General features: G+C 55.0%; 16 protein-coding genes. 8 read left to right on the top strand and 8 right to left on the bottom strand.

The window, feature by feature from the left end; genetic code table 11:
* Positions 1–60 precede the first annotated feature (60 nt).
* Positions 61–477 carry an acyl-CoA thioesterase gene (locus PGY33_RS07075; RefSeq protein WP_118480164.1) on the bottom strand — a complete coding sequence of 139 codons (417 nt, stop codon included), beginning with the start codon at positions 475–477 and terminating at the stop codon, positions 61–63.
* Positions 478–1,004: 527 nt separating this feature from the next.
* Entirely contained in the window at positions 1,005–4,736 is a 3,732-nt protein-coding gene (locus PGY33_RS07070; RefSeq protein ID WP_270477888.1) for a phosphoribosylformylglycinamidine synthase, read from the bottom strand.
* Between the two features lie 448 nt (positions 4,737–5,184).
* On the opposite strand from PGY33_RS07070, the gene rpe reads away from it, so the two are divergent.
* Together rpe and PGY33_RS07060 are read left to right on the top strand one after the other, a co-directional pair.
* The gene (gene rpe, locus PGY33_RS07065) at positions 5,185–5,868 is read left to right on the top strand and encodes a ribulose-phosphate 3-epimerase (RefSeq protein WP_117750831.1); all 684 of its coding nucleotides are present in this window, start codon (positions 5,185–5,187) and stop codon (positions 5,866–5,868) included.
* A 76-nt stretch (positions 5,869–5,944) separates the two neighbouring features.
* Complete coding sequence (locus PGY33_RS07060; RefSeq protein WP_270477876.1) at positions 5,945–6,736, top strand: hypothetical protein; 792 nt, start codon at positions 5,945–5,947, stop codon at positions 6,734–6,736.
* A gap of 266 nt (positions 6,737–7,002) precedes the next feature.
* Here the strand turns inward: PGY33_RS07060 and PGY33_RS07055 are convergent, their stop codons facing one another.
* Positions 7,003–7,320 carry a hypothetical protein gene (locus tag PGY33_RS07055; protein WP_118359505.1) on the bottom strand — a complete coding sequence of 106 codons (318 nt, stop codon included), beginning with the start codon at positions 7,318–7,320 and terminating at the stop codon, positions 7,003–7,005.
* Positions 7,321–7,520: 200 nt separating this feature from the next.
* Here PGY33_RS07055 and PGY33_RS07050 point away from each other — a divergent pair, with 200 nt between their 5' ends.
* Both PGY33_RS07050 and PGY33_RS07045 read left to right on the top strand, forming a co-directional pair.
* Positions 7,521–8,495: an ROK family protein gene (locus tag PGY33_RS07050; protein ID WP_270477872.1), complete on the top strand. Its 975-nt coding sequence runs from the start codon at positions 7,521–7,523 to the stop codon at positions 8,493–8,495.
* Positions 8,492–9,109, top strand: a complete 618-nt coding sequence (locus tag PGY33_RS07045; RefSeq protein ID WP_270477870.1) for an HAD family hydrolase — start codon at positions 8,492–8,494, stop codon at positions 9,107–9,109. The genes PGY33_RS07050 and PGY33_RS07045 overlap by 4 nt, the downstream gene beginning before the upstream one ends.
* A 127-nt stretch (positions 9,110–9,236) precedes the next feature.
* Here the strand turns inward: PGY33_RS07045 and ftsH are convergent, their stop codons facing one another.
* The 3 genes from ftsH to PGY33_RS07030 all read right to left on the bottom strand — a co-directional run bounded on the left by ftsH (position 9,237) and on the right by PGY33_RS07030 (position 12,032).
* On the bottom strand, positions 9,237–11,075 hold the full coding sequence (gene ftsH, locus PGY33_RS07040) for an ATP-dependent zinc metalloprotease FtsH (RefSeq protein ID WP_118480154.1): 1,839 nt from the start codon (positions 11,073–11,075) through the stop codon (positions 9,237–9,239).
* Positions 11,072–11,527, bottom strand: coding sequence for a MarR family winged helix-turn-helix transcriptional regulator (locus tag PGY33_RS07035; protein WP_118480152.1), 456 nt, complete (start codon positions 11,525–11,527; stop codon positions 11,072–11,074). The genes ftsH and PGY33_RS07035 overlap by 4 nt, the downstream gene beginning before the upstream one ends.
* Positions 11,528–11,690: 163 nt before the next feature.
* Complete coding sequence (locus PGY33_RS07030; protein WP_158575149.1) at positions 11,691–12,032, bottom strand: phenylpyruvate tautomerase MIF-related protein; 342 nt, start codon at positions 12,030–12,032, stop codon at positions 11,691–11,693.
* A gap of 256 nt (positions 12,033–12,288) precedes the next feature.
* Between PGY33_RS07030 and PGY33_RS07025 the strand changes: the two genes are divergently transcribed.
* On the top strand, positions 12,289–13,275 hold the full coding sequence (locus tag PGY33_RS07025; protein WP_118480148.1) for an alpha/beta fold hydrolase: 987 nt from the start codon (positions 12,289–12,291) through the stop codon (positions 13,273–13,275).
* A gap of 45 nt (positions 13,276–13,320) precedes the next feature.
* Here the strand turns inward: PGY33_RS07025 and PGY33_RS07020 are convergent, their stop codons facing one another.
* Both PGY33_RS07020 and PGY33_RS07015 read right to left on the bottom strand, forming a co-directional pair.
* On the bottom strand, positions 13,321–14,529 hold the full coding sequence (locus tag PGY33_RS07020) for an MFS transporter (RefSeq protein ID WP_118480146.1): 1,209 nt from the start codon (positions 14,527–14,529) through the stop codon (positions 13,321–13,323).
* A gap of 262 nt (positions 14,530–14,791) precedes the next feature.
* Positions 14,792–16,234 carry a nicotinate phosphoribosyltransferase gene (locus PGY33_RS07015; RefSeq protein ID WP_118480144.1) on the bottom strand — a complete coding sequence of 481 codons (1,443 nt, stop codon included), beginning with the start codon at positions 16,232–16,234 and terminating at the stop codon, positions 14,792–14,794.
* A 252-nt stretch (positions 16,235–16,486) separates the two neighbouring features.
* Between PGY33_RS07015 and PGY33_RS07010 the strand changes: the two genes are divergently transcribed.
* From PGY33_RS07010 to argC, 3 genes are all read left to right on the top strand, one after another.
* Positions 16,487–17,740, top strand: coding sequence for an argininosuccinate synthase (locus PGY33_RS07010; RefSeq protein WP_117487980.1), 1,254 nt, complete (start codon positions 16,487–16,489; stop codon positions 17,738–17,740).
* A 70-nt stretch (positions 17,741–17,810) separates the two neighbouring features.
* Entirely contained in the window at positions 17,811–19,205 is a 1,395-nt protein-coding gene (argH, locus tag PGY33_RS07005) for an argininosuccinate lyase (protein WP_118480142.1), read from the top strand.
* Positions 19,195–20,115, top strand: a complete 921-nt coding sequence (gene argC, locus PGY33_RS07000) for an N-acetyl-gamma-glutamyl-phosphate reductase (RefSeq protein ID WP_118480140.1) — start codon at positions 19,195–19,197, stop codon at positions 20,113–20,115. The genes argH and argC overlap by 11 nt, the downstream gene beginning before the upstream one ends.
* Positions 20,116–20,119 lie beyond the last annotated feature (4 nt).

Raw genomic sequence — 20,119 nt, 5'->3', positions numbered from 1 at the left:
GATAGTATACCATACTGTCTAACAAATGGGGTGCAGTTCATGCAGAGATGACGGTTTTTGTTACTCTTTTACAGTATTTGCAGTCAATGCCGCGTCAAACTCCGGCCAGCACCGCTTGAGGATAGCCGGTTTGCCCTCGGCGTTGATAAAGCAATGGCGGCTGTCGCCGGTACAGCGCAGCGTGCCGGTCGCCTTGTCGTAGACATCATAGTGCAGCGTCATGCGTACGCCGTTGTACTGCGTGATAGATGCTTCGATTCGCACGGTTTCGCCGAATTTCGACATGGTTTTGTACTGGCAGGAGACCTCCAGCACCGGACCGCTGTAACCGGCCTCTTCGATGCGGTCGTAGCCGAAGCCGAGCTGCTCGAGCAGATCCACGCGCGCCTCCTCGAACCAGCGGATGTAGTTCGAGTGGTGGACGATGCCCATGCCATCGGTTTCATAGTATTGGACTTTGTGCTCACAGGGGTTCATAAAAACACCTCGTTATTGGAAAAAAGTGAGTTGCGAAGTTTTGGGATTGCAAGTTTGTTCTTTGACGTTCAAGAATATTTGGATAGATCATGAAAAGACAATTCATAGGAGCTGTTATAGAAACCACGCTCTGTATAAATTTCTGTTGTAGGTGATCCTGTTATAAATAATCAAGATTATTGAAGGAAACGGCACAAAGATGCGAACAAAATGAGTCGTTCGCATATACAAAGATCAAGCATTCGTGACTATTGACAGGATCAAACTCGGTTCGATATACACCGAAAGAAAGTCTATTTCGTTGGCAAATATGAGCAAGATGACAATCGAACTGTGCGAGATCGGCAGTCTCCAATATTATTGGGGAAAATGCAGGAGTATTTCGTAGAATTTGCCGCCAATATGGGGATAAACTGATATACCCCAAAACGTCTTGCATGATGCGCTTATAGTATTTTTTAATCGTTTTTCATATTGTATTTATTGATAGGAAAGCGCCCTCTCCGAGGGCGCTTTCTGCACAGGCTTTACTTAAAGTATTTCACGCCGTTTGCAAACAGCGGCTGATACTTTTCGCCGTAGATATTCTTGCCGACAAACGGGCTGTAACGCTCGGTGTGACCCATCTTGCCGAGCACACGGCCGTCCGGGGAGGTGATACCCTCGATCGCGCACATGGAGCCGTTCGGGTTCCACGCGATGTCCATGGACGGGTCACCGTTCAGATCGGTGTACTGGAACGCTACCTGACCGTTCTTGATCAGGTCGTCGATGACGTTCTGCGGTGCTACGAAGCGGCCCTCGCCGTGCGAGAACGCGATGGAGTGCAGGTCGCCGACATTGCAGGAGGACAGCCACGGAGACTTAACCGACGCAACGCGGGTGGTCGCGTAGCGGCTCTGGTGGCGGCCGATGAGGTTGAAGGTCAGCGTCGGGTCGTCGCCGGTCATCTCGTCACGGATTTCACCGTAGGGAACCAGGCCCAGCTTAATGAGCGCCTGGAAGCCGTTGCAGATGCCGAGCATCAGACCGTCGCGCTTGTTCAGCAGCTCGTGGATGCTATCCTTGATGCCTGCATCGCGAAGGAAGGACGCAATGAACTTACCGGAACCGTCCGGCTCGTCACCGCCGGAGAAGCCGCCCGGCAGGATAACCATCTGCGCCTTACGGATGGAGTTTTCGAGCTGCTCAGCGCTCTCGCGGAGGGCATCCGCGGAGAAGTTGCGGACTACGACGATCTCAGCCGCGCCGCCTGCATTCTCGACCGCACGGGCGGTGTCGTACTCGCAGTTGGTGCCGGGGAATACCGGAATAACCGCCAGCGGCTTTGCGCTCTTGACTGCCGGAGCGGAAACATTGCGCTCGGTAAAGGAAACCTTGGTCAGATGCTCGTCGGAAGCAGCCGCCTTGGTCGGGAACACGCTCTCGAGCTTGCCCTCGAAGGCATTCGTCAGCTCGTCGAGCGTTACGGACTCACCGGCAACCGTGATCTTCTCATCGTCGGTGGTATAGCCGACCAGCCAGTAAGCCGGGAGTTCGGATGCGGCTTCAATCAGGATGCCGCCGAAGTTCTTGAGGTACAGCGCGTCAGACGGGAACGAGTCGTCCATCTTAAAGCCGATCTTGTTGCCGAGCGCCATCTTGCAAACGCCCTCAGCGATACCGCCGGTGGACAGCGCCCATGCGGATACCGCCTTGCCGGACGCAATCAGGTTTGCAACCTCGTTCCACATAAACTTGAGCGTGGTGTAATCCGGCGTGCCGTCCTGATTGTACGGTGCATCGAAGAAGTAAACCGGATGACCTGCCGCCTTGAACTCAGGAGAGATCAGGCGGGAAGCGTCCTGCGGTGCGATTGCGAAGGAAACCAGCGTGGGCGGTACGTCCATATCGTCGAACGAGCCGGACATGGAGTCCTTGCCGCCGATGGCTGCCAGACACAGGTTCTCCTGTGCGGTGTATGCGCCCAGCAGCGCGGACAGCGGCTTGCCGAAGCGCTTCGGGTCCTTGCCGAGACGCTCAAAGTACTCCTGGAAGGTGAGGTAAGCGGTCTCAAAGTCACAGCCCGCTGCGACCAGCTTTGCCACGGATTCGATTACCGCGGAAGAAGCGCCGAGATACGGGTTCTGCTCGGTGAAATACGGGTCAAAGCCGAACGCCATAACGGACGCGGTCTCGCACTGACCGTTCAGGGCCGGCATGGTAGCCGCCATAACCTGCGTCGGGGTCAGCTGATACTTGCCGCCGAACGGCATGAATACCGAGCTTGCGCCGATGGAGCCGTCGAAACGCTCAACCAGACCGCGCTCGAGGCAGATGCCAAGGGTAGAGGCGTGGTTCAGCAGCTTTTCCTTCTCGGAATTGCCTGCCGGAGCGCAGGAGATGGACGGAGTCGGCAGTGCGCCAACCTCTGCGTCAACGTGCTTGGAGCAGCCGTTGGTGTTGAGGAAATCGCGGGAAACATCGACAATCTTGACGCCGTTCCAGGTCATGCACAGGCGGTTCTTGTCGGTAACGGTTGCGACAACAACAGCCTCGATATTCTCCTTGGCAGCTGCGGCAATAAAGGCGTCTACGTCCTTTGCACGGACAACGACAGCCATGCGCTCCTGCGACTCGGAGATAGCCAGCTCGGTGCCGTCCAGACCGTCGTACTTCTTGGGAACCGCGTTCAGGTCGATGTCCAGACCGTCAGCCAGCTCGCCGATGGCAACGGATACACCGCCCGCACCGAAGTCGTTGCAGCGGCGAATCATGCGGGTGACGTTGCCGTCGCGGAACAGACGCTGAATCTTGCGCTCTTCCGGCGGATTGCCCTTCTGGACCTCAGCACCGCAGGTCTCAAGGGACTCCTCAGTGTGCTTCTTAGAGGAGCCGGTAGCGCCGCCGCAGCCGTCACGGCCGGTCTTGCCGCCGAGCAGGATGACGATGTCGCCCGGCTCGGGTACCTCGCGGATGACGTTCTCCAGCGGAGCTGCACCGACAACAGCGCCAATCTCCATGCGCTTTGCGACATAGCCCGGGTGATAAATCTCGTGTACGAGACCGGTAGCAAGACCGATCTGGTTGCCATAGGAGGAGTAGCCCGCAGCAGCTGTCTGGCACAGCTTGCGCTGCGACAGCTTGTGTTCGAGGGTCTCAGACAGCGGTACGGTCGGGTCACCCGCACCGGTCACGCGCATCGCCTGATAAACGTAGGAGCGACCGGACAGCGGGTCGCGGATCGCGCCGCCGAGGCAGGTAGCCGCGCCGCCGAACGGCTCGATCTCGGTCGGGTGGTTATGGGTCTCGTTCTTGAACATGAGCAGCCAGTCCTCGTAGTGACCGTTCACGAGCGCCTTCACTTTAATGGAGCAGGCGTTGATCTCCTCGGACTCGTCGATGTTCTTCAGGTAGCCGCGCTTCTTGAGCACCTTAGCCGCGATCGTACCCATGTCCATCAGCGTAACCGGGCGCTTGGCAGCCTTTTCCTCGCCGTAGACCTCCACACGGGCAGCCATGTAGCGGTCAAATGCGTCCTGCACCATCTGGTCCTCGAACTTTACGTCGTCGATCTGGGTGAGGAAGGTGGTGTGGCGGCAGTGGTCGGACCAGTAGGTATCGACCATGCGAACCTCGGTGATGGTCGGGTCGCGCTTTTCGGTGTCGCGGAAGTAGGTCTGCAGGAACTTGAGGTCATCCAGATCCATCGCCAGACCCATATTATGCAGCAGGTCAGAGAGAGCCGTCTCGTCCATGTGAGTAAAGCCGACAACCGATGCCACGCTGGTCGGGATGGCGTACTCTACCTTGAGGGTTGCAGGCTTAGCCATCGAAGCCTCGCGGGTGTCTACGGGGTTAATCAGATAGCCGCGGATCTTGTCCATGTCCTCAGCGGTGAGTTCGCCTTCCAGAACGTAAATTTTAGCGGCTGCAACGGTCGGGCGTTCGCCGCCGGTGAGCAGCTGGATGCACTGTGCGCAGGAATCGGCGCGCTGATCGAATTGACCGGGCAGCGGCTCTACCGCAAGGATGGTGTGAGCGCCTTCCGGACGGGGAAAGTCCTCGTCGTAGCACACATCAGCCATAGGCTCGGAGAATACGATGCCTTTTGCCTTCTCGTAGGTCTCAGGTGCAAGTCCCTCTGCGTCGTAGCGGCAGAGATAGCGCACATGAGTCAGGTTTTTGATTTCCAACAGGTCGTGCAGGCTGGAGAACAGGCTGCGTGCTTCGACATCGAAGCCGTTTTTTTTCTCGGAATAACAACGATTGACGCTCATGATCGTGTTCGCTCCTTTATTGCATGATACTTCTATTCTACATTTTTCACACAGATAAATCAATCGGTGAGGGCGACAAAATATTGTTGATTTCGATGGAGAAGTTTTCTATACCGTTAGAACAAATTAATAATCAGGCATTCGTAAGCAGTGATTGATGGGGTGGTGCAGCCTTCTTCGCATGGTTATATCCTGTTAAAAATGGCAGCTGCAGGATGTGACAAGATGCAGCGGTGGGAAGAAGATGAAACCGTGAGGTGATCTCCACTCCTCACTCTTTTCTTTCAATTTCCAAAGAGGTGTGATATAATGTAAGTCAAGAGGAGGGCGACCGTACATGCCGCCCTCGTATTCAAAAAGACGGCGCCGTGCAAACCGGTTGAACACACAGGCGCGTCTGGTATCAAATTATGCCGCGGAATACTCTGCGGTTACAGGAGGAACTGTTATGGAAATCAAGCTCTCACCGTCTATTCTGTCCGCAGATTTTGCAAATCTTGCACGCGATATTAAAATTGCCACCGATGCCGGTGCGGAATACGTTCACGTTGACGTTATGGACGGTCACTTCGTGCCGAATATCACCATCGGCGCTCCGGTGGTTAAGGCGCTGCGCAAGGCGACCGACAAGGTGCTCGATGTACATCTGATGATCTCGGACCCCGATCAGTATCTGGACGACTTCATCAAGGCCGGCTCGGATATTATCACCGTACACTACGAGTCCAACGGTGATACGCTCGAGCAGCTGAAGAAAATCCGCGCAGCCGGTGTCAAGGCAGCCTGCGTTATCAAGCCGAAAACCCCCGCTGAGGTGCTGTTCCCGCTGCTGCCGTATTGCGATATGGTGCTGATCATGACCGTTGAGCCGGGCTTTGGCGGTCAGGGCTTTATCCCGGAGTGCATGGACAAAATCAAGGCTGTCCGCGCGGAAATCCAGAAGAATGGCTACAAGTGCGAGCTGGAGATTGACGGCGGTGCAAAGCTGAACAATACCGCCGACATCGTAGCCGCCGGTGCAGACGTTATCGTAGCAGGTTCTGCCGTGTTCGGCGGTGACATTGCAGCTAATGTCAAGGGCTTCCACGAGGTATTCAAGGAAGGCGCAGCCAAGGCAGCCTGGAGCAAGTAATCATATAAGTGTGAACAACCCCCAATCGTTAGTCTGTCTGACCGTTGGGGGTTTTCTAATAGAGATGAGGGATAAAATGAACGAACTGACAAAGCGAATCGTTTCGTGTGTGCTGCTGTTGATAATCGGACTCGGGTGCTTTTTCGGCATTTCGGGATGGCAGTCTTCACCGGAGACGCACCGGACGAGCATTGAATATTTAAACGAAAAGCAGGCGACTGTGATGAAGCTGACTGCGGCTTCCACGGCAGCATCTGCAGCTGTTTCGGCTCTGCCGGGAGACACGGGCAGCGCCATCGCGGAAAAGCTGGCTGATCTCACGTCGGACTTTCTGATTGTACTGTGCGCCATTATGCTGGAGAAATACCTGCTCACCATTATCGGATACGCGGTTTTTCGGTTTATTTTACCGGCGGTGTGCGTGCTGCTCATCGTCCGGCAGTTCCGCAGCAGCGCGATTCTGGCGAAGCTCGCATTCAAGCTGACGCTGTTCGGCATGGCGGTTTGGCTTGCCGTTCCGGGCGGCATCACAGTATCGCGCATGATCGAGGCCACCTATGAAACCTCTCTGTCGCAGACCATTGAGGACGCGCAAAGTGCAGCGGATGATATCGGCACGAGTGCAAACTCGGACGCAGACGATGAAAACAGCGGTTTCTGGTCGGGTATCACGTCCTCGGTGCAGAATGCGGTCTCCGGCGTGACGGAAAAGTTTGAAAAACTGCTCAGCAATGTTATGGAGGCACTCGCCGTGCTAATCGTTACTTCGTGTGTGCTGCCGGTGCTCGTACTGCTGTTCCTGCTGTGGATTGTAAAAATGCTCACCGGGATTGACTTCAATCTGCCGAAGCGGAAATCAACGGAGTAATTAAGAGTGGAGATCGGAGAATGAAGATGACGTAGCGATTTACCCTTCTTCACATGATTCTATCTTGTTATTATAAGGGACGCTGGCTTGGCGCATCGCCTGTAACTCATCTGCATAGACCTAAAGGAAGTGGATTTCAAATATTGTCAGATCTGCAAGGTCAATCCGCCTCAAACCGGCAGATGTAAGACCCTGTCGACATAATAAAACCGCCTGCAAGGGCGGTTTTATTATGCATTTTCCATGGTAAATTGATGTTGCGGGTGTTATTTTACGCTGCGCTTCATCTGGTACATACACACGCCCGCGTTTACAACAGCCGCCAGCAGGAACAGTACGACTGCGCAGAACCGAATAGCGAACGATGTATCCAGAAGGGCGCTGAAATCCTGTGCATATACGCGGACATTGTACTCGAAAATCTGCCCAAGCAACGCCAGTGAGCACAAACCCATACTGACCGCTGCAAATGGCAGCGCGTTTTTTCGTCTGGCCAGTGCAATGAGCGGCAGTACAAGTGAAAGTATACCGCAGGTCAGGCTCCCCACAGAGCACATCACCGAGATTGAAATTGTAGTGGACATTTTTTGTCTCCTCCTTCCTTTGCGAACAGTATAACATATTATGGGTGGAATGGAAAGGACAATATTACGCAGCCAATAAACCCTCACGTTAATTCCTAACGCTTAATTGCTAATTCAGCATTGACAGAACCGCCCACAGAGGATATACTGTATATAGAAATTAACACACTATTAAAAAGTGTTTTGAAAAGAGGCGCACCATGGCAGACACAGGAAAACTCAAGCGGGAGAACACGGCTCTGCTTCGGCAGGCGATGCAGCACGGCTCTGCCGGCAAGAACGATCTTGCGCGGCTGACACATCTCAGCTTTCCGACCGTCAGCCGCATTGTGGATGAGATGGTTGAGCGCGGAGAAGCGCAAGAAATCGGCACGGCAGCCTCCACCGGCGGACGCTGCGCCATGCAGTACCGGCTGAACCCGCAGTACCGGCTGTTTCTGTGTCTGCGACTGGAGCAGGACACGCTGCACTGGTTTGTGTGCGACCTCGACGGTACACCGCTCGAACAGGAACAGCAGACCTGCTCCGGCGATGTGCGCGAACTTCTCGACACGCTTCTGATGCGTGTTAGGGCGCGTTACCCGCGGCTTGCAGCGGTGGTACTCGGCTTTGCCGGAACGATGCATAACGGCATCGTCACCGAGAGCTTTGGCTACCCTGAGCTGCGGGGCGTAAGCCTTAGTGCGTATCTTCACGATAAAACTGGTCTGCCGTGCATGGCGGCCCGTGATATGCAGGTCGTGGCTGCAGGCTACGCGGCGCAGTACACGCCCGCACCGAAAGCCGCTGTGTGCATTTACATCGGCAAGCTGGGTGCAGGCGCAGGTATCGTGCTGAACGGAAAGGTCTGGGGCGGTGCCGCAGGCTTTGCCGGCGAACTGCATTATCTTCCAATCGAACACAATCTCGAATACGCGCAGAATCACTTTGCAGGCGCGGATATAAGCGACTATTTCACCAAGGTCATCTGCGGCTGTGCGGCGCTCATCAATCCGGACAGGGTGGTGCTGTATGCCGATTCCCGTCTGACCGATAAGGCATCGCGGATACGCGAAAGCTGTGCGCAGGCGCTGCCGGAGCAGGCTATGCCGACCATAGAGCTGTCTCAGTCCTTCGAGCAGGACTATACCCGAGGGTTATTTACCTTGGCGAAAAAGATGGAGGAAACCACATGAAATACTTTGTTTTTGACATTGACGGCACGCTGATCGACTCCTCAAAGGTAGATCAGTGGGCCATGCACACTGCACTTGCCGAGTTCGGCTATGAGTTCACCTACGAGCAGCTGATCTTCTCCTTCGGTATGCCCGGCAGACGCGCATTGGCGAAATTAGGTATTCCGGCCGAGCGGGTTGAGCCGATCATGGCTCGCTGGGAAGCGCTGGCGTATGACCGTCTGGACGAAATCCCGATGTACGACGGCATCCCCGAGGTGATAGCCGAACTGCGGAACGGCGGATGTCAGTGTGGTATTGTTACCTCGCGCACGCGCCTGCAGCTTGAGCAAGGCATCAAGCCGATTGGCTTCACGCCGTGGTTTGATGAGATCATCTGCGCGGATGATGTCGAGCATCCCAAGCCTGCGCCGGACGCTCTGCTCGAGTGTCTGCGTCGGTTCGGCTGCAAACCTGAGGACGCCGTCTATATCGGTGACAGCGAATATGATATGCAGTGCGCGAAAAGTGCAGGCGTCAAGAGCGTCCTCGCCCTGTGGGGGTGCTCCGAGGCGGAGAAGTTAATGTCGGATATGAGGTTTGAACATCCGGCAGAGATTCTGTCGCTCAGATAAATATAATTGTATATGCTTAGGGGCGGACCAATGTGTCCGCCCTCTCTTTCTGGTCTGTTCCTTGTTGTGGGTATAGGCAAAAAGAAACCCTTCCTCATTACGAGAGAGGGTTTCCTTTTGCACAGATTTACTCGGATTTATGCAGCAGATCCATAAATTCTTCGCCGGTGATAGTTTCTTTTTCCAGAAGGAAGTGCGCCAGACGGTGCAGGGCATCCATATTATTCTGCAGGATGCCGATGGCCTTCTCATGCGCGGTCTTGACGGTGGCAATCACTTCCTCATCAATCTTCGCAGCGGTCTCCGCCGAGCAAGCGAGCGCGGTATCGCCCGACAAATACTGATTCGTCACGGTCTCGAGCGCAACCATATCGAACTTGCGGCTCATGCCGTAGCGCGTGATCATCGAGCGCGTCAGCTTGGTGGCCTGCTCGATGTCGTTGGATGCACCGGTGGTAATCGAGCCGAAAATCAGCTCCTCGGCTGCACGGCCGCCGGTGAGCGTTGCCACCTTGTTCAGCAGCTCGTCCTTGCTCATCAGATTGTGCTCGCCCTCATCCACCTGCATGGTGTAGCCGAGTGCGCCCGAGGTACGCGGCACAATGGTGATCTTGGTGACAGGCGCGGAGTCGGTCTGCTTGGCAGCCACCAGTGCGTGACCGATTTCGTGATACGCAACGATCTCCTTCTCCTTGGCGCTGAGTACGGCGTTCTTGCGCTGCGCACCGGCAATGACGGTCTCGACGCTCTCATCCAGATCGGCCTGAATGACGCTGTTTCGTCCCAGACGGACGGCACGCAGAGCCGCCTCGTTGATAATGTTGGCAAGGTCAGCACCGGAAGCGCCGGAGGTTGCGCGGGCAATCGAGTTGAAGTCGATATTGCCGGACATGTGAACATCCTTAGCGTGCACCTTCAAAATTGCGATACGACCCTGCAGATCGGGCAGCTGCACCGGAATGCGGCGGTCAAAACGGCCCGGACGCAGCAGAGCCGGGTCAAGCGACTCCGGACGGTTGGTCGCCGCCAGAATAACGACGCCTTTGGTGCCGTCAAAGCCGTCCATCTCGGTCAGCAGCTGGTTGAGTGTCTGCTCGCGCTCATCGTTGCCGCCCATGCCTGCGCCGTCGCGCTTTTTACCGATGGTATCAATCTCGTCGATGAACACGATGCACGGTGCTTTTTCACTGGCCTGCTTGAACAGATCGCGCACCTTGGCCGCGCCCATACCAACGAACATTTCGACGAACTCCGAGCCGGAAATCGAGAAGAACGGCACATGTGCCTCACCGGCAACGGCCTTCGCCAACAAGGTCTTGCCGGTGCCCGGAGGGCCGACCAGCAGTGCGCCCTTCGGCAGCTTTGCACCGATGGAAGCGTACTTGTTCGGGTTGTGCAGGAAGTCCACGATCTCAGTGAGGGCCTCCTTGGCTTCATCCTGACCGGCGACATCAGCAAAGGTCTTGCCGGTCTCGGTCTCGGCGTAAATCTTGGCGTTGGATTTGCCGAAGCTCATCATGTTGCCGCCCATGTTCTTCATCATCTTTTTCTGCAGCCACTGACCGACCGCGATAATGAGCACAATCGGAACAACGTAGCTGATGAGCATGCTCAGCAGGGGAGAGGTCTGGGTCGGAATCTCGGCAGCAAACTTGACATTGGCCTTCAGCAAGCGGCCGACCAGCTCGTCATCCGGGAAAATGCCGGTCTTGTAGAGCGCGTCCTTGCCCTTGTCATTGGTGGCCTCAAAGGTAATTTCCTGATCCTGCTTGTCGTAGGCGATGGTCTGCACCTTGCCGTCGTCTACCATGGTGATGAACTCGTCGTAGCCGACCTCGGTAACCTGCCGCTGCAGCAGGCTCGGAAACAGCAGCCAGTTGAGCATCATAAGCACGAGCAGCATGACCGCATAATAGAAGATCAGCGGTTTTTTGGGGTTTTTCGTCCCTTTTGGGTTGTTATTCATGTGAGTTTCGTCCTTTCGAGTAAATCGTTGAGGTTTTGCTGCATCTTGCGCATCACACCACACAGGGTCTGCATTTCCTGCTCGGAGATACCCTGCTGCAGTGTCAGCGCAAAGGTTTCACAGCGGTGATGGAGCGTTTTGGCGGCAGCGTGTCCTTCATCAGACAGGTGCAGATGCACCAGACGGCGGTCGTTCTCGTCGCGTACGCAGTAGAGCAGACCACGTCTCTGCAGTCCGTCCACGCTGCGCGTCACCAGCGGCTTGGAAACGTTCCACGCCTGTGCAATGGCAGTTGCGGTGTCCTGCTCGGGCGCGTTGCGGTACAGAAACAGCAGCACGAACATCTCATTTGGCGTAAAGCCGCAGTTTTCGGTCAGCTCGCGGAAGCAGCTGCGGTACAGCTGACCCGCGTGGAACGCATCGGCGGCAAAATCATGGGGAGAGCCGGACATGCGGTGTCCTCCTTTCAGCAAACGGTTTACTTGTAAACTATAATAGACCGAAAGCGAGCGAACGTCAATCGTCCAAATGTGAACATTCTGAAAATTCAGACATTCTCAATTCTTCATCCGAAACAAAAAAGACGCCGAGAAACTCTCAGCGTCTTTCTGCGGTTTACTTCATGGTACCGCGGGTGCCCCAGTTGGAGAACTCGGAGTACGTCAGGTAAATGCTGTCATCGTGCAGACCGGTGTGCAGCTCGACAGCATCAAACAGTGCTTCGGTCAGTGCCTTCTTGTTCTCAAACTCGGTCGAACCGTAGCAGCGAACATCAACGTACGCCAGCTTGCGCTTCTCGCCTGCAAAGTACATGGTGTGGTTATCGGAGATGTCAACCATCAGAGCAGCCTCGGTCTTGCCCGGAATCAGGGAGATCTTCTGGCCGATGGTCTTCTTCAGCTCGTCCTTCTGCTCGTCGGACAGGGCCTTGGAGGTGGTAACAGCAATATACGGCATGGGTATATCCTTCTTTCTTTTGGATTGGGCAATACAGCACTGCCCGTGATTTATTTTATTGTAGCACATCGGTCGCTGTTTGCGATATCGTAATCCTGCATAATTTGCAGTCGGGAAAGGTATTTAAAAATCAGCAATTTTTGACAGTGCATTTTTAAATGAACTGTGAACTTTATCAAAAAACAGGTGCACGATAAGTGGATTTGTGGTATAGTATTAACAGCAAAGAAGTACAGTCCATGATCGGGTGTTGTATATGAATATCAAGTGTACGCAAAATATTTACAAAAGTGCCAATGGTGTTTCCAATGTCACCTATTATATTCTTGTTCCCGAAGGAGTAGAGGTGCGCGGTATCGTACAGCTGTCTCACGGCATGTGCGAGTATTTTTCGCGCTATACCGCATTTGCGAAGTATCTCTGCGGACTGGGCTTTATTGTCTGCGGAAACGATCATATCGGACACGGAGCATCGGTCTCACGCACGGCGGATCTCGGATTTTTTGCCGCTCGTGACGGCTGGAAGTATCTTGTTGAGGATGTCAAGCATCTGACCGACCTGATGCAGCGCCGCTATCCCGACCTGCCGTATTTCCTGCTCGGGCACTCGATGGGTTCGCTGATCGCGCGGCTGTACCTGCTCGATTACGGAGAGAAGCTGTCCGGCTGCATCCTCATCGGCACGGTCGGTCCGATCGCTGCCTCCGGCAGCATCGTACATCTTGCAGATTCGGTAGCACGCTCGCGCGGCATCACCTATCGCAGCGGACTGTTGTCCAATCTGGTGTTCAAGGGTTTCAACAGAAAAATCAAGCAGCCGAAAACCGTGTTTGACTGGCTCAGCCGCGATGAGGCGGTCGTGTCGCTCTATCAGTCGGATGAAAAATGCAATTTCGTGTTTACCGCGACCGGATTCCGCGACCTGTTTACGCTCATCACCAAGGCGAACAATCCGGTGACCTTCCGGAAAACGCCAAAGGACCTGCCGCTGCTGTTCATCTCGGGTGATAAGGACCCGGTTGGGCGGTACGGTGAGGGTGTGCGCCGTACGGTCAATCTGTACCGCGGCAATGGCGTGAGGAATATCGAGGTCATCTTTTATAAGGATGCGCGCCACGAGGTGCTCAACGAGCTTGACAGACTTGAGACCTTCGGAGATATTTCACGTTGGCTGGAGACACACCTTGCCGCAAGAGCTGCAAGGCAGGCTGTCGAGCAGGAGCCGGAAACGGCAGCGGAATAAAAATAAAACCTCTCTCAAAACGCTTGAGAGAGGTTTTTGTGCTTTTTAGGCGCGGGAAGCCGCCTTGCTGTGCTGTCTGTCTTTGAAATACCGTGCATTGAGCACTGCCGAGACAACGAGCAGCACGCCTGCAATCAGCAGGATAGCAAAACCCCAGCGGATTCCCGTACGGTTAGCAGCGATGCCGATCGCGGCTGGAGCCATAGCCGCACCGAAGCCATTGAGCGTAACGTAAATGCCCATGGATGCCGGATAGCGCGAGAACAGGTCTCCGGCGTTGGCTACCGTTGTGCCGTACATGCCGGACATGCATAGACCCAGACCGATCGTTGCAATCGTGAGCACGGAAAGCGTGGTTCCGGTGACGAGCAGCACGAGAAATGCCGCCATGCCGAAGCACATGACCGTGATCATCTGCCACGGACGGAATTTCGCAGCGATCACGCTGCACGAGAAGCGACCGATCAGCAGCGAAACCCACAGCAGGGAAGTGATGATCTGCGCAGCGTCTGCGGCGAGCACACCGGAATCAATGTAAAAGCTGGTCAGCCAGCCCATCATGGAAGCCTCAACAGCCTCGTAGAAAAAGCAGAGCGCTGTGCACAGCCAGAACAGCTTTTCGCGCAGAAATCCGTAGTCGGTCGCGGATTTCTGCCCGGTTTTCGTGGATTTATCGTCATCCATCTTCATGAACAGGCCGAAGATAAACGAAGCCGTCAGCAGCACAATGGAAATCTCAAGCGCGAGACGCCAGCCGTTGTCGCCGCCCAGCTTATGGCAGGCGAGCACAGCTAGCGGCGCCACACACGCGCCGAACGCATACGCCGCGTGCATCATGTTGAGCGGAGTGGCACTGCCGTTCGCGTATTCGCTCATCACGCGGTTGTTGTAATCCGTGATAGCGCCCTTGGAAATGCCGGTCAGGAACATGGCCGCCAGCAGCCAGACCGGCGAGCCGTTGGTTAACAGCATGACAAAGCCGACCGCGAATACATAATATAGGATGAGGTAGGCACGTTTGAGTCCCCATTTGATGGCGGCCAGACCGGACAGCAGGCCGATACCGAGATAGCCGATCGACTGTGCGGACAGCAGCGTGCCGCCGATCTGGTAATCCAGCGCGTAGGCCGCGCGTAAATCCGGCAGCACAGAGCCGAGCATGATGGAGCTCAGCCCCTGTGCGAAATAAACGAGAAGCAGTTCTGCGACAACATAGCGCTTGCTGCGGCTCAGCGAGGATAGAAATGCTTTCATTGGTGTATCCCTTCAATTTGTGTGGAATATGCGGTTTTTTTGACCGCGATTATTAGTATAATCTCCTGCGGTGCGATGTACTACTAAATTCTTGCGATTTACACCTGCGAAAAGATAGCGTGTTTCTGCGGAAAACTGCTGAAACAGGCTGCGTGAGCGAAATCCTGTGCAGGGATGCTCACAGCTTTTATACAATCTTGCGATTGGGCGCAAAGAAACAGCGAACCACTATATTATGGTTCGCTGTCTGCGAATTTGCTTGTTAGATGCGGCAGGCTTCAAGAAGCTCGTTCTTACAGCTCCACAGCTTTTTGGAGAGATCCACGAAGTAGGTCTGCGGATTCTCGAAACGCTTGATCTGATCCCACAGGGTATCGACCTCACGGATGCAGTACTTGCGGATGTCCTCAACATCCGGGCTGTTGTAAATGCACTTGCCGTGCTTGAACAGCTGTACGCGCAGCGGACGAACCGTATAATCGGTAACGATACGCTGCTTCCAGGTGTAGACCGGATGGAACAGTACATACGGCAGAGAAGCGTCGATTTGCTCGTCGTGCACGGTGAGCACGTCGCCGAGCGCCTTGCCGGTCTTGTTGTCGAACAGGCGGTACACCTGCTTGAAGTGCGGTGTGGTGATCTTCTCGACGTTCTCGGAAACCTTGATCTTCGGGATGATCTCGCCGTTTTCATCCTCAACGGCAGCCAGCTTGTATACGCCGCCGAATACCGGCTCGGACTTGGAGGTGATGAGTCGCTCGCCGATGCCGAACGAGTCTACGCGGGCACCCTGCACGAGCAGGTCGCGCACCAGATACTCATCGAGCGAGTTGGACGCCATGATCTGCATATCCTCGAAGCCGGCGGCATCGAGCATTTTGCGGGCCTCGATAGAAAGGTAAGCGATATCGCCGGAATCCAGACGGATGCCGCGTGCGCGGATGCCCTTTTCCGCTTCCAGTTCCTTGGCGACACGGATTGCGTTCGGCACACCGGACTTGAGTACATTATAAGTGTCAACCAGGAATACGCAGTTATCCGGATAAATATCTGCATAAGCCTTGAAGGCCTCGTACTCGCTGTCAAACATCTGCACCCAGGAGTGCGCCATCGTGCCGCCGGCCGGAATCTTGTAGTCACGGTCGGACAGAACGCAGGCGGTACCCTGACAGCCGCCGATGTAGGCAGCGCGGGCACCGAGGATAGCGCCGTCGTAGCCCTGTGCACGGCGGGAGCCGAACTCGAGCACAGTACGGCCTTCTGCCGCACGCGTGATGCGGTTCGCCTTGGTGGCGATCAGGGTCTGGTGGTTGATGGTCAGCAGGATCATGGTTTCGACAAACTGTGCCTGAATCATCGGACCGGCCACCGTTACGAGCGGCTCACCGGGAAATACCGGCGTACCCTCGGGTACGGCCCATACGTCGCATTCAAACTCAAAATCGCGCAGATAATTGAGGAAGGACTCCGAGAAGCACTTGCGGTTGCGAAGATATGCAATATCCTCTTCGGAAAAATGCAGGTTATTGAAGTATTCAATCAGCTGTTCCACGCCTGCCATGATGGCATATCCGCCGCCGTCCGGTACACGGCGGAAGAACATATCGAAGTATGCGCGGCGGTTGCCGATACCCTTTTCGAAGTATCCGTTCGCCATCGTAAACTCGTAAAAGTCAGTGAGCATGGTTAAATTTCTTTCGGTCATTGCGGAAAACGCCCCTTTGCGCACCATTTTTTGTGCGCTTTTATTCATTCCGTGCAATCTGTCTTGACACAGTGCATTTATAATATAATAGTACGTTTTTACAGAAAGTGCAAGCATTATTTATCAAATTCAAATTCATAGTATGCATAAATATACAATGGAGAAAATAATTATAAATTTTGCTTGCCAAATGAGTATGGCGGTAGTATAATAAAACCATCGAAAAAAACGCAGAATGCGAGGTCGAAAAACATGGAAAAGAAATATAACAAAGTTGTTCTGGCATATTCCGGCGGTCTGGATACTTCGGTACTCATTCCGTGGCTGAAGGAGCATTACGGCTGTGAGGTTATCGCGGTTTCCGGCAACGTCGGTCAGGGCACCGAGCTGGACGGTCTGGAGGAGAAGGCGCTCAAGACCGGCGCGTCCAAGCTGTACATCGAGGATCTGACCAAGGACTTCGTTGATGACTACATCATCCCGACCATGAAGGCGGGCGCAACCTACGAGCAGTACCTGCTGGGAACCTCGTTCGCTCGTCCGATCATCGCAAAGCGTATTGTTGATATTGCACTGAAGGAAGGCGCTGACGCGATCTGCCACGGCTGCACCGGCAAGGGCAACGATCAGGTTCGTTTCGAGTTGGCTATTCATGCATTTGCACCGCAGATGGACATCATTGCTCCGTGGCGTTTCTGGGAGCTGAACAGCCGTGAGAAGGAGATCGAGTATGCGGAAGCACACAACATTCCGCTGAAGATCAACAAGGAGACCAACTACTCCAAGGATAAGAACCTGTGGCACCTCAGCCATGAGGGTCTGGACCTCGAGCTGCCGTCCAACGAAGCACCGATCAACAAGCCGGGTTTCCTCGAGCTGGGTGTTTCTCCGGAAATGGCTCCGGACAAGCCGACCTATGTTACCATCCACTTTGAGAAGGGCGTTCCGACCGCAGTTGACGGCGAGAAGCTCGAGTCTGTTGCCCTGATCGAGAAGCTGAACAAGCTCGGCGGCGAGAACGGCATCGGTATCCTCGATATCGTTGAGAACCGTCTGGTCGGTATGAAGAGCCGCGGTGTTTATGAGACTCCGGGCGGTGCGATCCTGTACGCAGCACATGCAAAGCTGGAGGAGATCACCCTCGACAAGGAGACCGCACACTACAAGAATCAGGTTGCTCTCAAGTTTGGCGAGCTGGTTTACAACGGCCAGTGGTACACGCCGCTGCGCAAGGCGCTCTCTGCATTTGTTGACTCCACCCAGGAGACCGTTACCGGCGATGTTAAGCTGAAGCTGTACAAGGGCAACATCATCCCGGCTTCCGTAACCTCTCCGTACAGCCTGTACTCCGAGGATATGGCAACCTTTAACGAGGATGACTGCTACGATCAGGCAGATTCCGCAGGCTTCATCAACCTGTTCGGCCTGCCGCTCAAGGTTCGTGCCCTGAACGATCAGATCCTGTACAAGAAGACCGGTGAGCATTTCCCGTCTGTTGAAAAGTAAGTAAAAGAAATCGTAGGGCGGCACGCCCGTTGTGTGCCGCCCTATGAGTGTTTTGTGAGGTAACATAAATATGGCAAAATTATGGGCAGGACGTTTCCAGAAGGAAACCGATCTGGTGGTAAACGATTTCAACTCTTCCATCCTGTTTGACTGCCGTTTATATAAGGAAGATATCACCGGCTCTATCGCGCACGCTACCATGTTGGGCAAGCAGGGCATCATCGAGGAGCATGAGGCCGAAAAGATCGTCGAAGGTCTGAAGGGCATCCTCAAGGATATTGAGGACGGCAAGGTTGAGTTCTCGCTCGATTACGAGGACATCCACATGAACGTCGAGCAGCTGCTGACCGAGCGCATCGGTGATACCGGCAAGCGTCTGCACACCGGCCGTTCGAGAAACGATCAGGTTGCACTCGATATGCGTCTGTACGTCAAGAAGGAGATCAAGGAGATCATCAAGCTGATCCTCGGCTTCATGAAGGCACTGACTGCAAAGAGCCGCGAGAATCTTGATGCGGTTATGCCGGGCTACACCCATCTGCAGCGCGCACAGCCGACGACCTTTGCACATTATATGATGGCGTATGCCAACATGCTCAAGCGCGACGTATCCCGCCTGCAGGACTGCTGCGAGCGCATGGACGAAATGCCGCTTGGCTCGGGTGCATTGGCTTCGACCACTTATCCCATCGACCGCGACTTCGTTCGTCAGCAGCTTGGCTTTGCCCGCCTGACCGACAACTCGCTCGACGGCGTATCCGACCGTGACTACTGCGTGGAGCTGCTCTCCGCGCTGTCCATCCTGATGATGCACCTGTCTCGTCTGTCCGAGGAAATTATTTCGTGGTGCTCCTGGGAGTTCAAGTTCGTTGAGCTGGACGATGCGTACTCCACCGGCTCGTCCATCATGCCGCAGAAGAAGAACCCGGACGTGTGCGAGCTGATCCGCGGCAAGACCGGCCGTGTTTACGGTGCGCTGACCACCATGCTGACCGTACTCAAGGGTCTGCCGCTGGCGTATAACAAGGATATGCAGGAGGACAAGGAGGCTGTATTCGGCGCGATCGACACCGTAAAGCAGTGCCTCGAGGTATTCACGCCGATGTTCTCCACCATGACGCTGCGCCGCGACAACATGCGCAAGGCAGCCTCCCGCGGCTTTATCAACGCAACCGACTGCGCCGACTACCTGACCAAGAAGGGTGTTCCGTTCCGCGATGCGTACAAGACGGTCGGCCGTCTGGTCAACCAGTGTATCAAGGCCGATGAGACCCTCGAGACCATGACCATGCGCGACTTTGCAGCCATTTCCAACAAGTTCGGCGACGACGTATACGACGCACTCGACCTGCGCACCTGTGTTGCTGAGCGTAAGGTCATCGGCGGCCCGGCTCCGCAGGAAGTAACCCGCCAGATTGATAAAATTGACAAGTTCATCGCGGAGGTTGAGGACGATGAAGCCTAAAATTTACATCGACGGCAAAGAGGGCACGACCGGTCTCCGGATTTACGAGCGCCTCGGTGGCCGCGACGATATCGAGCTGCTGCTCATCGACGAGGACAAGCGCAAGGACACCGAGGAGCGCCGCAAGTTCCTCAACGCAGCCGACATTGCGTTCCTGTGCCTGCCGGATGCGGCGGCGAAAGAGGCGGTTTCGCTCATCGAGAATGATACCACCCGTGTCATCGATGCATCGACCGCGCATCGCACCGACCCGGACTGGGATTACGGCTTTGCCGAGCTGTCCAAGGCGCACCGCGAAGCCATCAAGAACTCCAAGCGCGTTGCCAATCCGGGCTGCCATGCAAGCGGATTTATTTCCTCGGTTTACCCGCTGGTAGCAAACGGTATCATTGCCGAGGACACCGCGCTCACCTGTGCTTCGCTGACCGGTTACTCCGGCGGCGGCAAGAAAATGATCGCGGAGTATCAGGACGAGAACCGCGATCCGCGACATGATTCCGAGCGCATTTACGGTCTGAACCTGCACCATAAGCACCTGCCGGAGATGGGCTACATCTGCGGTCTGACGCAGGCGCCGGTGTTCGTGCCAATCGTAGGTGACTTTTACAAGGGTATGGCCACCACAGTTATGCTCCCGGGCGTAGATGCACATCTCGTGCATGCGACACTCACCAGGCACTACGAGGGTCAACAGCTTGTCACCGTGGCGCCGTTCGGCGGTGAAGAGCCGATGATCTACGCCAACACACTGGCCGGTCACGACAGCCTCAAGCTGATCGTCTGCGGCCACGAGGAGCAGACCATTGTCACCGCACTGTTTGACAATCTCGGCAAGGGCGCTTCGGGCGCTGCCGTGCAGAATATGAATATCATGCTCGGTCTGGATGAAACGACCGGCTTAAACCTCTGATTTC

The organism is Butyricicoccus sp. AF18-9LB, from assembly GCF_027684505.1.
In the GTDB taxonomy this organism is placed as follows: domain Bacteria; phylum Bacillota; class Clostridia; order Oscillospirales; family Butyricicoccaceae; genus Agathobaculum; species Agathobaculum butyriciproducens.
The sequence above is the reverse complement of the archived record's forward strand: the minus strand, read 5'-3'. Positions and strand labels throughout refer to the sequence as shown.

Bases quoted from the DNA above. Each gene is read 5' to 3' on its own strand.
- PGY33_RS07075 (WP_118480164.1), bottom strand. From the start codon at position 477: ATGAACCCCTGTGAGCACAAAGTCCAATACTATGAAACCGATGGCATG.
- PGY33_RS07070 (WP_270477888.1), bottom strand. From the start codon at position 4,736: ATGAGCGTCAATCGTTGTTATTCCGAGAAAAAAAACGGCTTCGATGTC.
- rpe (WP_117750831.1), top strand. From the start codon at position 5,185: ATGGAAATCAAGCTCTCACCGTCTATTCTGTCCGCAGATTTTGCAAAT.
- PGY33_RS07060 (WP_270477876.1), top strand. From the start codon at position 5,945: ATGAACGAACTGACAAAGCGAATCGTTTCGTGTGTGCTGCTGTTGATA.
- PGY33_RS07055 (WP_118359505.1), bottom strand. From the start codon at position 7,320: ATGTCCACTACAATTTCAATCTCGGTGATGTGCTCTGTGGGGAGCCTG.
- PGY33_RS07050 (WP_270477872.1), top strand. From the start codon at position 7,521: ATGGCAGACACAGGAAAACTCAAGCGGGAGAACACGGCTCTGCTTCGG.
- PGY33_RS07045 (WP_270477870.1), top strand. From the start codon at position 8,492: ATGAAATACTTTGTTTTTGACATTGACGGCACGCTGATCGACTCCTCA.
- ftsH (WP_118480154.1), bottom strand. From the start codon at position 11,075: ATGAATAACAACCCAAAAGGGACGAAAAACCCCAAAAAACCGCTGATC.
- PGY33_RS07035 (WP_118480152.1), bottom strand. From the start codon at position 11,527: ATGTCCGGCTCTCCCCATGATTTTGCCGCCGATGCGTTCCACGCGGGT.
- PGY33_RS07030 (WP_158575149.1), bottom strand. From the start codon at position 12,032: ATGCCGTATATTGCTGTTACCACCTCCAAGGCCCTGTCCGACGAGCAG.
- PGY33_RS07025 (WP_118480148.1), top strand. From the start codon at position 12,289: ATGAATATCAAGTGTACGCAAAATATTTACAAAAGTGCCAATGGTGTT.
- PGY33_RS07020 (WP_118480146.1), bottom strand. From the start codon at position 14,529: ATGAAAGCATTTCTATCCTCGCTGAGCCGCAGCAAGCGCTATGTTGTC.
- PGY33_RS07015 (WP_118480144.1), bottom strand. From the start codon at position 16,234: ATGACCGAAAGAAATTTAACCATGCTCACTGACTTTTACGAGTTTACG.
- PGY33_RS07010 (WP_117487980.1), top strand. From the start codon at position 16,487: ATGGAAAAGAAATATAACAAAGTTGTTCTGGCATATTCCGGCGGTCTG.
- argH (WP_118480142.1), top strand. From the start codon at position 17,811: ATGGCAAAATTATGGGCAGGACGTTTCCAGAAGGAAACCGATCTGGTG.
- argC (WP_118480140.1), top strand. From the start codon at position 19,195: ATGAAGCCTAAAATTTACATCGACGGCAAAGAGGGCACGACCGGTCTC.